Origin of the sequence: Paenibacillus guangzhouensis (assembly GCF_009363075.1) — a bacterium.
Classification (GTDB): domain Bacteria; phylum Bacillota; class Bacilli; order Paenibacillales; family Paenibacillaceae; genus Paenibacillus_K; species Paenibacillus_K guangzhouensis.
Window position 1 is genome coordinate 2,994,321 of record NZ_CP045293.1, and the last position, 14,992, is coordinate 3,009,312.

The following is a 14,992-nucleotide window of genomic DNA, read 5'->3' on the forward strand; positions in this document are numbered from 1 at the left end:
CACGTTATTTCGGCACCTCAAGCTTGTAACCAACGCCCCAGACTGTTGTTATCATTGCAGCCGATTCAGGTGAAACTTTATTTAACTTCTCACGCAACCGCTTCACATGCGTATCAACGGTCCGTAGGTCGCCGAAGAACTCGTAATTCCATACATCCTTAAGCAGTTCTTCCCGAGAGAATACTTTGTCCGGCGATACCGCTAAGTAATGTAATAGCTCATATTCTTTTGGCGTCAGACCGACTTCTTGTCCGCCTGCCGTTACGCGGTGAGCATCATGCTCGATCAGCAAGTGCGGGAAGACGATATTGTTGCTCGAATTCGCTTCTTTCGATAAAAATGCAGTTGCAGAAGAACGGCGAAGAATGGCCTTCACACGATAGATGACCTCTCGCGGGCTGAATGGCTTGACGACATAATCGTCCGCACCCACTTCAAACCCCTGCACACGGTTAATTTCTTCTCCTTTAGCAGTTAACATGATGACCGGAGTCGCTTTGGATTGCCGCAGACGTGTGCACACCTCTACCCCATCAATCCCGGGAAGCATGACATCGAGCAAGATTAGATCAAAGTCAGAGTCAAGCGATTTCGCAAGTGCCGTCTCACCGTCTTCTGCCTCCTCAATAATATAACCTTCCTTCTCTAGATACATCTTCAATAAGCGGCGAATCCGCTCTTCATCATCGACTACCAAAATCCGATTCAATTGATCCGTCATGTGTAGGCACTCCTCCAACAATTTATGTACAACTCTATTTATCTGCATTGGAGTATATTCGACCTATCTCCTCTATACTCCTGCTCTATACTCCTGCATATGAATGTAAACCAGCAATCACAAGATTAACGCCGACAAGTGTGAACATGACGACTAAGAAACCAATGACGGCAAGCCAAGACGATTTCGTCCCCTGCCAGCCGCGCGATAAGCGCAAATGAAGATACGCGCTATAGAACAGCCATGTAATCAGTGCCCATACTTCCTTCGGATCCCATCCCCAGAAGCGCGACCAAGCGATATGCGCCCAGATCATGGCGAAGATAAGTGCTCCTAACGTAAAGAGCGGGAATCCAATCGCAATTGCACGATAGCTTATCTCATCTAAATCTTCCGGATCAATACCATCCATCGCTGGATGGATCGCCGCGCCTAATGACTTCCGCGCAATAAGTCGCAGCAAGCCGTACAGAATCAGACCAGAGATAACCGCCCAAATAACGGTGTTCAGCTTCCGCCCTGCGTTCGCTCCATTCATCCATGAAGGAGCTTCAAATAATGGTTTGCTCATGCCTAGGAAGGAGTCAAATTTGACTGTCTCGCTATTATACGGCGCAACGATGGCAGGCAGCTTGTATTTGACCTCTTCTATTTTACTACTTTCCTGCTGCTGGCTGTCAACTGTTACTATCGTTTGTTTGAACTCCGCTTCATAACCCATCGCTCTGAACGTGAACACGGAAGCAATAAATCCAATAATAATCAGGACAGATAACAAAGTAATTTCTACCCAGCGCTGGGCTCTGACCGCCTGCTTCGTCTTCGAAGCAAAATCGACCGTACGCAGCAAATACATCAGACCTGCAGCAAAACCTACAGCAAAGAAGGCTTCTCCAGCCGCAGCCGTCGTGACGTGAATCTTGAGCCAGTAACTATCTAGCGCCGGTATAAGCGGCTGAACCTCTTGCGGGAACACGGCAGCGTACGCCATCACGATAATCGCCACTGGCACCGCGAAAACGCCTAGCACCGCAGTTCGATAGATCAGATACACAACCGTAAAAGCGACCATAATCATCATCGATAGGAACGACATGAATTCGTACATGTTACTCGTCGGGATATGTCCCCCGCCGATCCAGCGCGTGAAGAAGTAAGCCAATTGCGCCAATACCCCGAGCGTTGATGTTGTAAACGATATCACTTTCCAACGCTTCAAATGTGCTGAGGGATCTGACTTCTTCCACATCTTCCCCGAAATGGCGATGATGTAGAAGACGAAGGCAAAGCAATATAAGAAAAATGCCGCTAAGAAAGCATCACTACTAAAATCCAATAAAGAATTCATCGATTTTCTCCTCCGTTATCTAGCGATTTCGCTTCCACTTCAATATTCATCTGCTTCAGCAAATTCGCCACATCGCTTCGCATCCCATACCAGTTCTTATTCGTATGTGCACCGAGTGTCAATTGCTTCCCATCCAGGCGCAGCCATATTCGACGATGGTTCCAATAGAAGCCCATGACCAGCCCGATCATCGAGATCGCCGCCCCGACCCAAATATAAGGCATCGCGCTATCCACGCGGATAGTCAGGAAAGAAGTCGTGCTGAGCCCTACATTTTTCATCCCATTGACCTTAATCTCGAATTTCTTTGCAAAATCGCCGCTCAACTTCGCGTTCAGTTCATCCTGATCGAAGCGCTCCTTATCGATCTGCAGTGGGAAGTAGAAGTATAGTTCGCCTTCCTTCGCCAAATCCGGGCCAGTGATCAGGAATAAAAAAGCGGGCGCATTCGGTTCTTGCGACTTGGTTACGGGCTGCCCATCTGAATTCAACCCGAAATCAAGATATTTCTCTTTCAGCTCCATATGGTAAGGACCGACATCATACGCTAATGCGGAATCTCGCATATTGAGCTCAAATTCGCCATACGCCTCACCGGTTTCTTTATTGCGGATTTCCGGTTTAACTGAACGCAGCCGGAGCGTCGGATCATAGTCTGTCTGATAAGCCATGAAGCCTTTGTAATTAAGCGGTTCGTTGACCTCGATATTGTGTTTCGTTACTTCCTTCAACACAGGCTTCTTTGAAGGATCGTCACATTGCTCGACACATTCATAGAGCACGGCTTGTGTCTCATATAATTCTGCGATCAGCTTGTTCTGACCTTGCATCTCCTTCGGTAGATCCGTGTCCTTATAATATTTGACCGTGAACTTCTCATTCTTCAGATAGTAGTTCGTATCGGGAATCTTCTTCACTTCCCCCTCGGGAAAAGCGATGTACTGATCCATATACCAGCCTGGAATGCCCCGTGCGAGAACTGCGAGCAAGAAGATAATCAATCCGATATGATTAATATAAGGGCCCCAGCGGCTGAACCGGTATTTCTCAGCGAGCAGCGCGGAACCATCTGTATGTACGCGATAATGCTTCTTGCGAAGCGGCTTCACGGCTGATTCGATCCACGCATCTGGCGTCCCCGTAAAGGCAATCTCTTGCTGGTAGACTACTTTCTGTCTCGTTAAGAATCGCATATGCTTGCGGATCTGCTGCTTGCTAAGTGCGCGATACAACGGTAGAACCCGGTCGAGACTGCATATTACGAGCGACGTCCCAATCATTACCAGCAACGCAACGAACCACCATGACGTATACGTATGTGATAACCCTAGTGTGTAATAAATTTTGCCGAGTGTTCCGTAGGTTTGTTCATAATACGTCGAAGGATCACCATTAATGAAGGTACTCTCTTGAGGGAATATTGTACCTAGCGTTGCGCCAAGCAGTGTAATAATAATTAAATAGACCGCGATCTTAACCGATGAGAAGAAATTCCAGACTTGATCGATTAGTGACGGGTTGGCTTTCTGAGATTTTCGTGCGACACCGTCATACCGCATTTCTAGCGGTTCATTCGTATCCTCCGAATCAAGTAACGGCTTACCGCAAGATTCGCAGAGGACTGTGCCGATATGATTCTGATGCCCGCACTCACATTTCGTATTTTGAAACACTGTGAAAGACCTCCTACATATCCATAACTCGAACTAATGATACTAACCTCTTCCAATACATGCCAAAGAAACAGTTAATCTGAGTTCAAAAAAGTGAACTACGGCTTAGTTTAACTGTTTCAGTCGCTCTTCCAGCGTGTTCTCATCCAGCATCCCGACATAGATATCCGTAATTTTCCCTTTGCTATTGACGAAATACGTTGTCGGCATCGGGCCGATCGCATATTTCTTCGTCGTGAGCTTATCCTTATCCAATAGGATTGGGAAATCTACACCGAATTGCCCAACGAAATTTTTGACCGTGAGCTCATCTTCGCCAACATTGACGCCAATAATCTCCACGTTCTTATCTTTCATGTCTTTCCACGTTTTCTCGAGCAGCGGCATTTCTTTGACACAGGGTTCACACCAAGAGCCCCAGAAATTGATGACAAGGCCTTTCCCTTTGTACTCATCCAGCTTATGTACTTGGCCATCCAGACCCACTAAAGAAAAAGCGGGCGGCTCACTGCCTCGTCCAGGTTTTTCATCCGATTTGAATACGGCAGACCCGATAGCATAACCACCCAATATGAAAACGCCAAGCAAAATAACAATCTGTACGATTCTTCTCGATTTCTTCATCTGACGTCCCCTTCAATGATGTACATCACACCTCGTGATGTATTAATTAGATATCCTATGAACATTATAGCTAAAATTCGGTTATCGACATCTGGGGAATTTTGAAATTTATGTGTACGAGATCGGTTACTTCCGGCGTTCTTTATTCTTTTTCGATAAGGCTAATTGTTTCAATTCATTGACTTCATTCGGCGTTAGCGCGCGCGTTCTGCCGCGTTTCAAATTCATCAGCGACAAGTCGCCAAATTTGATCCGCTTCAGTCTGACAACAGGATGAGAGATCGCATCGAACATCCGGCGCACCTGACGGTTCCGACCCTCATAGATTGTAATTCGAATCGTCGCCTGCTTCTCCTCGACATTGATATCCTGGTATTCAACCTCGGCCGGTGCAGTCATGCCGTCCTCCAGCATAATTCCTTCTTTTAGCTTCTCGAGTTTATCGCCATGTGGAACCCCTTCAACCGTTGCGAGATAAGTCTTAGGCACGTGATGCTTCGGGTGCGTTAGCAAATTCGCAAATTCACCATCGTTCGTCAGCAATAACAAACCTTCCGTATCATAATCAAGACGGCCGACAGGGTATACCCGCTCCTTAATCCCGGTTACATAATCCGTAACGACCTTGCGTCCTTTGGGATCGGTTGCGCTTGTAATTACACCTTTCGGCTTATTCATCATTAAATACACTTTACTCTCGGATTGAATAGCTCGTCCATTCACAGTAATCACATCTTGCGTCGGATCCGCTTTGACCCCAAGCGTTTTCACCGTCTCGCCATTCACTTCTACTTTGCCCTCTAGGATTAATTCTTCGCATTTCCGGCGAGATGCAACCCCAGCAGCTGCTAAAATTTTCTGTAATCTTTCCATGCTTTATCCTTCACCTCGATCTAATGATACCTATCCTGCTCCGAAATCACAAGTTCATTCCATGGGAAAATGGATCCTGGGCATGATTCGGTATGCGAAAAGAGCTGAGCGGGATCAAATTTATACAATGCTGCGAGCGTAACCATCAGTTTCTGGGCAACAAAAAGCTGCTCCTGATGTTCGGGAGCCAGATCGATAATCTTCGAATAATCGCCCTCGAAGCAAATATGAATATATGCCTCATCCATGGGTACAGCAGCGGGAATAATCGTGGCATCCGTACAAATAAAAAAATCAAACCCTTTGCCATTAATCGAGGGGCAAACGGAATGATGAATAATAAATCCTTGCATCTGCATACAGTCCGCCTCATTTCTCGCGCCTCGCGCGAAGTAGAACTGTTACAGTATATGTAATTATGATCTATTGGTGCCCGCCACGTATTGATCTATGCGAACACCAAGAAACAGACCAGTACAGCGGCAACAAAGCCAATCAGATCGGACAGCAACCCAACTTTAAGCGCATAACGGCCTTTCTTGATCCCCACAGCGCCAAAATATACGGTCAGAACATAGATTGTCGTATCCGTACTCCCTTGAATGGTTGAGGCCATACGTCCAATCAAGGAATCAGGCCCGAATTGCTGAATTAAATCCGTCGTAAAAGCTAGTGAGCCCGCGCCTGTGATTGGCCGAAGCAGACCGAGCGGCAGTACCTCGCTCGGAATCCCCATAGCATCAAATAAGGGGCGAACGAACCCGACCATCAGATCCATAGCACCAGAGGCTCGAAATACGCTGATCGCCACCATCATCCCGACCAAATGCGGAATAATCTGAATCGCCGTATCGAAGCCATCTTTCGCTCCATCGACGAACGTCTCATAGACAGGCACTTTACGGAAAAAGGCATATAAAGGGATAAAGACAATAATGGCAGGAATTGCCCACGTCGAAATGGTTGAAATAAGCGAATACATGTCAGATCACCCTTTCATGTCGTCGATGCCTAGGCAGACCGGCTCGGCGGCGACTTCGTAAGAGGTGGGACCTTATTTGCCTTATAATATCGATACCTATACCACCGATCGATTAACATCGCAGCACAAGTCGCAATCATGGTCGCAATCAATGTCGTACCGACAATTTCGGCGGGGTTCGTAGATTCAAATTTGAGCCGAATCGCTATTAACGTTGTAGGGATTAAGGTTATACTCGATGTATTCAGTGCGAGCAAGGTACACATTGCAGGTGTTGCCGCATCCTTGTCTGGGTTTAATTTCTGAAGTTCCTGCATCGCTTTGATTCCCATAGGTGTCGCTGCATTCCCAAGTCCCAGCAGGTTGGCACTCATATTCGACATGATATAACCGAGTGCAGGATGATTCTTCGGGACATCCGGGAATAGAAACCGGACGACTGGGCCGAGCAAACGAGCCACTTTCTGCAGCAGCCCTGCATCTTCTGCGATTCGCATGATGCCAAGCCAGAAGACAAGAATGCTAATGAGGCCGAAGCAAACCGTCACGCCGGTCTCAGCGCCTGTAAAGAGCGCCTTCGTCACTTCCTCTACGCGCCCCTGCAGCACGGCCACAACAAATCCAACCAATATAAAGAACAACCAAATGAAATTGACCATGTCTTCCTCTCCCCCAATCCGTCAATCGAACGCTGTGAACAAAGCATTAAAAACCGCTCTAGCAACATCCACCAAGCTTCCCCGAGCTTGAGATGATGAATGACTAACATAAGCTGTCTTTCCTTGCTCATTGGCGAACACAGATCGATCCTTTGTTCTTAACAACGCGCTGTCCTTCTCATACAACGGAATAACGCCTAGCTGCTTCGTCCCAAGCATCACGAACAGCTTCCCGCGTTCTCCAAATGTGTAATCCATCGATGTACGAACCGTGAGTACAAGCTTGGTTCGGACCTGTTCCATTTCCCCTTCAGCGAAAGGATAAGCGAATGACTTCCCCACCTGGTAGGGGTAGTTCTGCACACCTTGTCCTTTCTGATAAATATCCTTGAGCGGGAAATGCTCAAAGCCGTAATCTAGCATATGTTTATGGTCTACCCAGTCCGTCCCATCATTCAACGTAACTGCAACAAGCTGTTGACCTTGGCGGGTCGCCGAACTGACGAGACAGCGAAGCGCTTTTTTGGTATAGCCTGTCTTTACGCCATCCGCACCCTCATACATTTGCAGCATCTTATTTTTGTTCAACCAACTATAATCCCATTTATCATTCGGATTAGGCGCTTTCTTCACTTTCGTCTTCACAATATCGCGAAAAATGGGATTCTTAAGCGCATATGCCGTAAGAACGGCCAAATCATTCGCAGAAGAATAATGACCTTCCGCATCCAGGCCATGAGGATTCATGAAATGGCTGTTATGCAGCCCTAACATTTCTGCCTTCTGATTCATCATGTATACGAATCCCTCTTCCGAACCGCCAATATGCTCAGCGATAGCCGTCGCTGCATCATTGCCAGAACGCAGCATGAGTCCGTACAGCATGTTCTCCAGCGACATTTCCTCACCAATCTTCAAATAGATCGATGAGCCTTCCTTACCTGATGCGCGTTTGCTGACTTCCACCTTATCAGACAATCGTCCATGTTCGATGGCGACAATCGCTGTCATTATTTTCGTCAAGCTAGCAATACGCATGGGTTCATCGCCATGACTGCTCCATAATATACGCCCCGACGTAACATCAATCAGCGCAGCTGCCTTTGCATTCGTCTGGACTCCCGAATCTATTGTTCGATTTCCTGTCGCCCAAGCAGAAGCACCTGAAATTCCCCAGAATAATACGAAGAATATCATCATCTTCGGTAAACTTATGGCCTTTCTCATTGTCGCCCTCCGTGTTATAGGTTCCTTGTCTTCTCATCTATATGCTTATCCACATCAGAGTATGTCCTAATCAAAAGATCTGTATCCTTAAAAAGGAATGTTACTATTCATCCTTATTGCACCCATACGATAATTATGAGAAAACCTCTATCGAAGCCTTTCGAAGATGAATTCTATTGTGGTTACAAAAAAACCGCCTCGCGCTCATCGTGCAGCGAAGCGGTGTTCTTGTTAACTCGAGAAGTTCGAAGGAGGCATATATCCACTCGGTTCTGGCGGATTCATCGTCGAATTCGCACTGGACTTTGCATTTGATTTATTCTCCATCATCGTCTGATACTTCTCCATAAATTGCGGGATCGAATCGATAACCCGTTCAACAAGATGTGTCTGATTATCCAGAGATACGATACGCACGCCATGCGTTCCTACAACGAGGAATGCAATCGGTGTGATGGATACACCACCGCCGCTGCCGCCACCGAATGGAAGCGCAACATCGGCATGATCTTGTTTTAGATCGTTCGATTTGGCTTTAGTCCGATCATCCGTTTGGAACTCACTTCCCCCTGCAGCAAATCCGAACCCGACCTTACTGATCGGAAGAATAATGCTGCCGTCAGGTGTTTGAACCGGCTCGCCAACAATGGTGTTAACTTCCACCATTTTCTTAATATTTTCCATTGAAGTCTGCATTAGGCCTTGAATAGGATGCTCTGCCACAACTTCAGTCCTCCCTTCACTCTCACAATGCGTACAAGAAGTACAACGCCTGCAATCATAGCGTGTCCGAAGCGAATTTTGGCTATGCAGCGCAATTCAGTGGTAAATTGCGGGTCATTGAAATGGGTATGTACTTGAAGCTGAGGCATATGCTCTAATTGAATCGTATGGGATAACCAGCCGGTTATGGTTCCCTTCATAGCCCAGACGATCCCCGTAGCCATTCCTGTCTCTACAACATCCCCGAACCCGATATGTGTCTCCCACGTTAGAACATCACAATGCACATGACGGAGCAGCTTCCTCACCCAGCGCTTGAAATCCGCTGTAAACCGAATAATGAGTGCGATTTGATTGTAAATGTGCTGAATGAATTCAAAATTGATAGAGATATGTTCGCGGGAATCATGACCATGCAGAATATTATCCTTTTCCTTTCTTTTCATAAGAAAGCCTTGATCGAACCCCTTGAACTTGATTTGTCGGATCTGATAATTCAATTTCACGAGTCCGAAGAGCATTCGCACCTTAATGGTGAAGTAATCATCTTTCTCCACTTTATTGAACAAAATCTTGATATCGATATATGTACATGCTGCGATGAGCAGCGCAACGAGAATACAACCTATGATGCCAATAACAATCCAGATCCACACGAGCAAGAACCCCCTGACTCTAATTCCCTCCGGTTAGAGGTAGTTCAAAAAGTCATCATTTGATCACGAAGTCATTCGAAGAAACATGATCGGCATCGAATCTTACGTTCACCTTCGAAGTCCGGTACTCATTTAGGTTTTGCCTAAACTCCGTTCCTCCTTCTTCAGGTTCTCGCAACCTTCTCGGTGCTGAAATGCCAACTTTTTGAACACGCACGGTTAGTATGGCTGAATTACATTCTTTTCATGACAAAAAACAGCCTACCACGGTTCAACCGAGATAGACTGTTCTTGTGAGACGTTCTATTTCATATCATCAATCGTCATTTGACGACCATCGAGCTTCTCGAAGAGCAACTGCGTCTCTTCATCCAGATCCATTTCACTCTCAAATTGGGAAGAATCGGGCAATCCCTTAAGACTATCGAGTCCAAAATAATCCAAGAATGATTTCGTCGTTCCATAGAGGATCGGACGGCCTATTGCTTCCGCACGTCCAACTTCCTCAATTAAATCTTTGGCGGTCAACGTCTGCAGTGCACGGTCCGACTTCACGCCACGAATCTCTTCAATATCTACACGCGTAATCGGCTGCCGATAGGCAATAATCGATAACGTCTCCAGTGCCGCTTGGGATAAGGTTGAACGTGAAGGCGAATAAGCCAATCGCTCAAAATAGGGTGCGTGCGCAGGTAATGTCGTTAATTGAAAAGCACTTGCAATCTCCGTAATCTGAATGCCTCGCTTGTTGCGTTTGTAATCCCCCTTCAAATCATGGATCACATCCAATACCAGATCAAGCGGCTGTTCGACGACTTCGGCGATCTGCTTTGCAGTTAATCCTTCGTCGCCCGCAACAAATAGTAGTCCTTCAATAATTGATTTCATGGTCTTGAAGTCCATCGATGCTCTCGTCCCCCTTCCATTCGATCACAATATCATCAAATAAATGGTCTTGATAACATCGGATCTGTTTCATCTTCATCAGCTCTAAGATGGCTAGAAAGGTTACGACAATCTCATGCCGGTCCATCTCTTCATTTAGCAGCTTCGAGAATAATACTTTACCGCCTCTTCCTACGCGATGTAAAGTAGTAACGACATCTCGAATACGATCTTTCACAGAAATTTCATCACGCTGGATTCTTGCAACGGTATTGCGACGCGTTGCTTTACGTAGTGCCTTCTGAAAAGCTCTGACCAGATCCGCCGTATGAAGTCCTTCAACAGGATTTTCGATTACCGTTGGCATGAAGGGTGTTAAATCCTCCGGTTCGCGAGAGTAAATCAAGCTTCGCTCGAATTCTCTCTCCCGAAGATGGTCTGCAATGCCTTTATACTTCCGATACTCAATCAGCTTCTGAATCAATTCCGCGCGTGGATCGAGCTCATCCTCAGGATCCATATAAAAATCTTCTTCCCATTCAATAACCGGAGGTTTCGGTAGCAGCAGCTTGCTTTTCATGGAGAGAAGCGTTGCCGCCATCACCAGAAATTCGCTCGTGACATCGAGTTCCAGCTCCTGCATCGTATTTAAGTATTCCATATATTGATCCGTAATTTCACTGATCGACACATTCTGGATATCGATTTCCGCCTTATCAATGAGGTGCAGCAGCAAATCGAGCGGTCCTTCAAATGTCTCCAGCTTATACGTTACCGTGGTCAAAATGACTTCCTCCCGCTTATCTTCTTACTAATAGATAAGCATTATTTCAACTGTTTCGTCAAGTTCGCCATTTCAATTGCCGTCACAGCCGCTTCCCAGCCTTTGTTCCCTGCTTTGGTACCCGCACGCTCAATGGCTTGCTCAATACTATCCGTTGTGATGACACCGAAGATGGTAGGGATACCTGTCTTTAAGTTAATGGCGCTTACGCCTTTCGCAACTTCGCTGCATACGAAGTCAAAATGAGGTGTCGAACCGCGAATCACTGTACCGAGTGTAATGACGGCATCATATTTACCGCTCTCCGCCATTTTCTGAGCGATGAGAGGAAGCTCAAATGCACCAGGAACCCAAGCGACATCAACCTCTTGATCTTGGGCCCCGTGACGTTTGAGTGCGTCCAATGCGCCGCTCAACAATTTCGTTGTGATAAATTCATTGAACCGTCCAACAACAACCCCATATTTTAATCCTGTCGATACTAAATGTCCTTCGAAAATGTTAGCCATGCTTCAACAATCCCTTCTTTTTATCTTCTTTTCTCATGCGATGATTTTATCGTCAACACCTTATTTGACTTCATTCTGCTCGACATCATCGAACTTCAGCAGATGACCAAGCTTCGATTGCTTCGTGTGCAAATATTTGGTGTTATCTTTGTTCTCCTGCATCTGGATCGGGACACGCTCAATGACTTCAAGTCCGTACCCTTCCAGCCCTTTAATCTTACGCGGATTATTCGTGAGAAGACGAATTTGCCGAATGCCAAGATCCTTCAGAATTTGTGCGCCAATTCCGTACTCGCGAAGGTCGGCGGGAAAGCCTAACTTCAGATTCGCTTCCACGGTATCTAGCCCTTGCTCCTGTAATTTATACGCACGGAACTTATTAATGAGCCCAATGCCACGTCCTTCTTGACGCATATAGAGCAATACGCCTTGGCCCTCTTGCTCAATTTGACGCATCGCTGCCTCGAATTGAGGCCCGCAGTCACAACGATGGGAATGGAATACATCCCCTGTCAGACATTCGGAGTGAACACGAACGAGCACAGGCTTCGATGGATCTATTTCACCTTTCACGAGCGCGATATGTTCTTTGCTATCCACTTCATTCGTGTAAGCAACGGCATGGAACTCACCGAAATCCGTCGGGAGCTTCACTTCCACTTCGCGTTTGACCAGCTTATCTTTCTCGTTCCGATAATGGATCAGCTCTTCGATCGTAATTAGCTTCAGATCATGCTTCTTCGCAATCTCGACGAGATCCGGAAGTCTAGCCATCGTGCCGTCTTCTTTAATCACTTCACAGATCACTCCAGCAGGATAGGATCCGCATAAGCGAGCCAAATCAACGGCTGCCTCGGTGTGTCCTGCACGGCGCAGTACGCCGCCCTTCTTCGCAACAAGCGGGAACATATGGCCCGGTTTACGGAAATCTTCTGGCTTCGATGCCGGATTGATCAATCCCTTCACCGTGCTCGAACGTTCAAAAGCCGAGATCCCTGTTGTCGTATCCACATGATCTACAGAGATGGTAAAGGCGGTGCCATGATAGTCGGTATTATGGGATACCATGGGCGCCAAATCTAGCTCTTCCGCACGCTCTTCGGTGATCGGCACACAGACAAGACCGCGTCCTTCCGTAATCATGAAATTAATGACATCGGGAGTCGCTTTCTCTGCAAGCGCAATGAAGTCCCCTTCGTTCTCGCGATCTTCATCATCCACGACGATGACAACCTTCCCCATCATCAGATCATATATAGCTTCCTCAATCGGATCGAACCGATAACGTTCTTCACTCATCTCTCCATCACCTTCACTTTCTTCTTGATTAGATAAACCCATTCTCCGCTAGAAATTGTTCCGTTACGCGATTTGCAGGTCTCGCTTGATCTCCGCTTGAACGATAATGCAGCAGGTGATCGACATATTTGCCCAGCACATCGCATTCGATATTGATGGTTGCTCCCGTACCCTTCTCCTGCAGCACCGTCTCAGCCAAGGTGTGAGGGATGATGGATACAGAGAAGACGCCATCTGCCTGATCAGCCTTCACCACCGTCAGACTAATACCGTCCAATGTGACAGAACCTTGCGGGATAATAAATTTGAACATGGAAATCTCATCTGGTCTGATCCCGAATACGACGGCATTCGCGTCTTCCGATCGGCTAATAATTGTCCCCGTGCCATCGGCATGCCCTTGCACAATATGACCGCCAAATCGTCCATTCGCTCGCATGGCTCGTTCGAGGTTAACTCGACTCCCAGGTTTTAACTGAAATAGATTGGTATGGCGGAAAGTCTGGGGCATCACATCCACGGAGAAAGACCCCTGGTCATAAGCAACGACCGTCAGACAAACCCCATTGACAGCAATACTGTCTCCAAGCTGCACATCATCCATAATCTTAGAAGCTCCAATATGTAAGATCATGGCTTCCCCTTTGCGATAGATCCGCCGCATGGTTCCGATCTCTTCGACCAATCCCGTAAACATCGTATCCTCCTCCTTCCATTCAATCCTTCGTATGACATTAAGCTTGAGCAGGGTAACCTGTTATACAGACATTATCTCCGAGCTGCTCCACCGTTAATTTCTCTAATACGATCGCTTCGCTCATCTTCTCGTATCCTTCGAAGACGATCGTACCCGGAGCCATAAATCCTCCAATAATCTTCGGTGCAAAGAAGAGCATGACCTTATCCACACAGCCCGCCTCGAGCATGGAGCCGTTTAAGCGGCCGCCACCTTCCAACAGAATTGAGCTAATCTCAAGCTCACCCAATCGTTCCATCGCGAGCGCCATATCAACATGTTCGCCAGATCCACATCGGATGATTTGTGCCCCTAGTGCTTCTAACTCCAGTACCCGTTCCTGGCTTGCTTGATCCGTCGTTAGAATCATCGTTGGCGCAGTGCCATCCTGAAGAACCTTAGCTTCTCGTGGAATGCGAAGCTTGGAATCCACAACGATTCGGGTCGGATGAAGACCCGGGACTGACAGTCTCGTCGTCAGGCTTGGGTCGTCTGCAAGTACCGTACCGATCCCGACCATGATCCCTTGATGCTGATGTCGCAACGTATGCACGATTTCACGAGCTGCCTCATTCGAGATCCACTTGCTGTCGCCCGTCTTGGAGGCTACTTTGCCATCCAACGTGCTCGCCGTCTTCAACGTGACGAATGGGCGTCTCGTCGTTATATATTTAATAAATTTTTCATTGAGCTTGATCGCTTCAGCTTCTAGAACTCCTACCTCAACTTCAATCCCATGGGACCGAAGCATTTCAACCCCTGTTCCCGCAACTTGTGGATTTGGATCTAGACAAGCAACAACGACGCGGTTAACCCCTTCACGAATCAATCGTTCGCTGCATGGCGGTGTCTTGCCATAATGACTGCAAGGTTCCAAGGTCACGTAAGCCGTACTTCCTACGGCCTCTGCTCCTGCCATATTCAGTGCATGAACCTCTGCATGTCCTGTTCCACGCTGCAGATGTGTGCCTAGCCCGACTACACGCCCGTCCTTCACAACAACGCATCCTACGACAGGGTTAATTCCTGTCTGGCCGACAGCTCGCTCAGCCATTTGAAGTGCAAGTCGCATATAAAATGCATCATTCATGACTTCCACCCTGATCCCCACCTTTCTCTCTCCAGTTCTCTTCTCTACATAGCATGGCAAAAAACCCCTTGGTACATGCCCAAGGGGTTGTAGAAGTTCGGTTCAACGTGAGACTAATCCCTATGAAGCGAATCCAGATTCATCAGCAAATAGACGTCACCAAATAGAGTCTACGCGATAGCCTTTTGTTAAAAAAGCGCGTG

17 protein-coding genes are annotated in these 14,992 nt (G+C 47.1%); all 17 read right to left on the reverse strand.

The genetic code is table 11. The annotated features are described in order from the left end of the window. Positions 1-4: 4 nt before the first annotated feature. Positions 5-721, reverse strand: a complete 717-nt coding sequence (locus GCU39_RS13450) for a response regulator transcription factor (RefSeq protein ID WP_152393993.1) — start codon at positions 719-721, stop codon at positions 5-7. Positions 722-806: 85 nt separating this feature from the next. After that, positions 807-2,069: a cytochrome c biogenesis protein CcsA gene (ccsA, locus tag GCU39_RS13455; protein WP_152393994.1), complete on the reverse strand. Its 1,263-nt coding sequence runs from the start codon at positions 2,067-2,069 to the stop codon at positions 807-809. Beyond that, positions 2,066-3,742 (reverse strand): cytochrome c biogenesis protein ResB, encoded by a 1,677-nt coding sequence (resB, locus tag GCU39_RS13460; RefSeq protein WP_152393995.1) that lies wholly within the window; start codon positions 3,740-3,742, stop codon positions 2,066-2,068. The genes ccsA and resB overlap by 4 nt, the downstream gene beginning before the upstream one ends. Before the next feature lie 105 nt (positions 3,743-3,847). Continuing rightward, complete coding sequence (gene resA, locus GCU39_RS13465) at positions 3,848-4,366, reverse strand: thiol-disulfide oxidoreductase ResA (RefSeq protein WP_152393996.1); 519 nt, start codon at positions 4,364-4,366, stop codon at positions 3,848-3,850. Positions 4,367-4,492: 126 nt separating this feature from the next. Beyond that, positions 4,493-5,239: a pseudouridine synthase gene (locus GCU39_RS13470; RefSeq protein ID WP_152393997.1), complete on the reverse strand. Its 747-nt coding sequence runs from the start codon at positions 5,237-5,239 to the stop codon at positions 4,493-4,495. Positions 5,240-5,259: 20 nt separating this feature from the next. Next, on the reverse strand, positions 5,260-5,598 hold the full coding sequence (locus GCU39_RS13475) for a hypothetical protein (protein ID WP_152393998.1): 339 nt from the start codon (positions 5,596-5,598) through the stop codon (positions 5,260-5,262). 89 nt (positions 5,599-5,687) lie between these two features. Further along, positions 5,688-6,221 (reverse strand): spore maturation protein, encoded by a 534-nt coding sequence (locus GCU39_RS13480; RefSeq protein WP_152393999.1) that lies wholly within the window; start codon positions 6,219-6,221, stop codon positions 5,688-5,690. Between the two features lie 29 nt (positions 6,222-6,250). Next, a complete protein-coding gene (locus tag GCU39_RS13485; RefSeq protein WP_152394000.1) occupies positions 6,251-6,880 on the reverse strand; it encodes a nucleoside recognition domain-containing protein in 630 nt (209 codons plus the stop codon). A gap of 21 nt (positions 6,881-6,901) precedes the next feature. After that, positions 6,902-8,107: a D-alanyl-D-alanine carboxypeptidase family protein gene (locus tag GCU39_RS13490; RefSeq protein WP_152394001.1), complete on the reverse strand. Its 1,206-nt coding sequence runs from the start codon at positions 8,105-8,107 to the stop codon at positions 6,902-6,904. 231 nt (positions 8,108-8,338) lie between these two features. Next, positions 8,339-8,830, reverse strand: coding sequence for a GerW family sporulation protein (ytfJ, locus tag GCU39_RS13495; protein WP_152394002.1), 492 nt, complete (start codon positions 8,828-8,830; stop codon positions 8,339-8,341). Further along, positions 8,803-9,486 carry a DUF2953 domain-containing protein gene (locus GCU39_RS13500; RefSeq protein WP_152394003.1) on the reverse strand — a complete coding sequence of 228 codons (684 nt, stop codon included), beginning with the start codon at positions 9,484-9,486 and terminating at the stop codon, positions 8,803-8,805. Before GCU39_RS13500 ends, ytfJ begins: the two co-directional genes overlap by 28 nt. A 303-nt stretch (positions 9,487-9,789) precedes the next feature. Further along, on the reverse strand, positions 9,790-10,389 hold the full coding sequence (scpB, locus tag GCU39_RS13505) for an SMC-Scp complex subunit ScpB (RefSeq protein ID WP_152394004.1): 600 nt from the start codon (positions 10,387-10,389) through the stop codon (positions 9,790-9,792). Then, the gene (locus GCU39_RS13510) at positions 10,358-11,155 is read right to left on the reverse strand and encodes a segregation and condensation protein A (protein WP_152394005.1); all 798 of its coding nucleotides are present in this window, start codon (positions 11,153-11,155) and stop codon (positions 10,358-10,360) included. Before GCU39_RS13510 ends, scpB begins: the two co-directional genes overlap by 32 nt. 41 nt (positions 11,156-11,196) lie before the next feature. Further along, complete coding sequence (ribH, locus tag GCU39_RS13515; RefSeq protein ID WP_152394006.1) at positions 11,197-11,664, reverse strand: 6,7-dimethyl-8-ribityllumazine synthase; 468 nt, start codon at positions 11,662-11,664, stop codon at positions 11,197-11,199. A 60-nt stretch (positions 11,665-11,724) separates the two neighbouring features. Next, entirely contained in the window at positions 11,725-12,963 is a 1,239-nt protein-coding gene (locus GCU39_RS13520) for a bifunctional 3,4-dihydroxy-2-butanone-4-phosphate synthase/GTP cyclohydrolase II (protein ID WP_152394007.1), read from the reverse strand. 28 nt (positions 12,964-12,991) lie between these two features. Beyond that, positions 12,992-13,660: a riboflavin synthase gene (locus GCU39_RS13525; RefSeq protein WP_152394008.1), complete on the reverse strand. Its 669-nt coding sequence runs from the start codon at positions 13,658-13,660 to the stop codon at positions 12,992-12,994. 37 nt (positions 13,661-13,697) lie between these two features. Continuing rightward, entirely contained in the window at positions 13,698-14,798 is a 1,101-nt protein-coding gene (gene ribD / locus GCU39_RS13530) for a bifunctional diaminohydroxyphosphoribosylaminopyrimidine deaminase/5-amino-6-(5-phosphoribosylamino)uracil reductase RibD (protein WP_152394009.1), read from the reverse strand. Positions 14,799-14,992 lie beyond the last annotated feature (194 nt).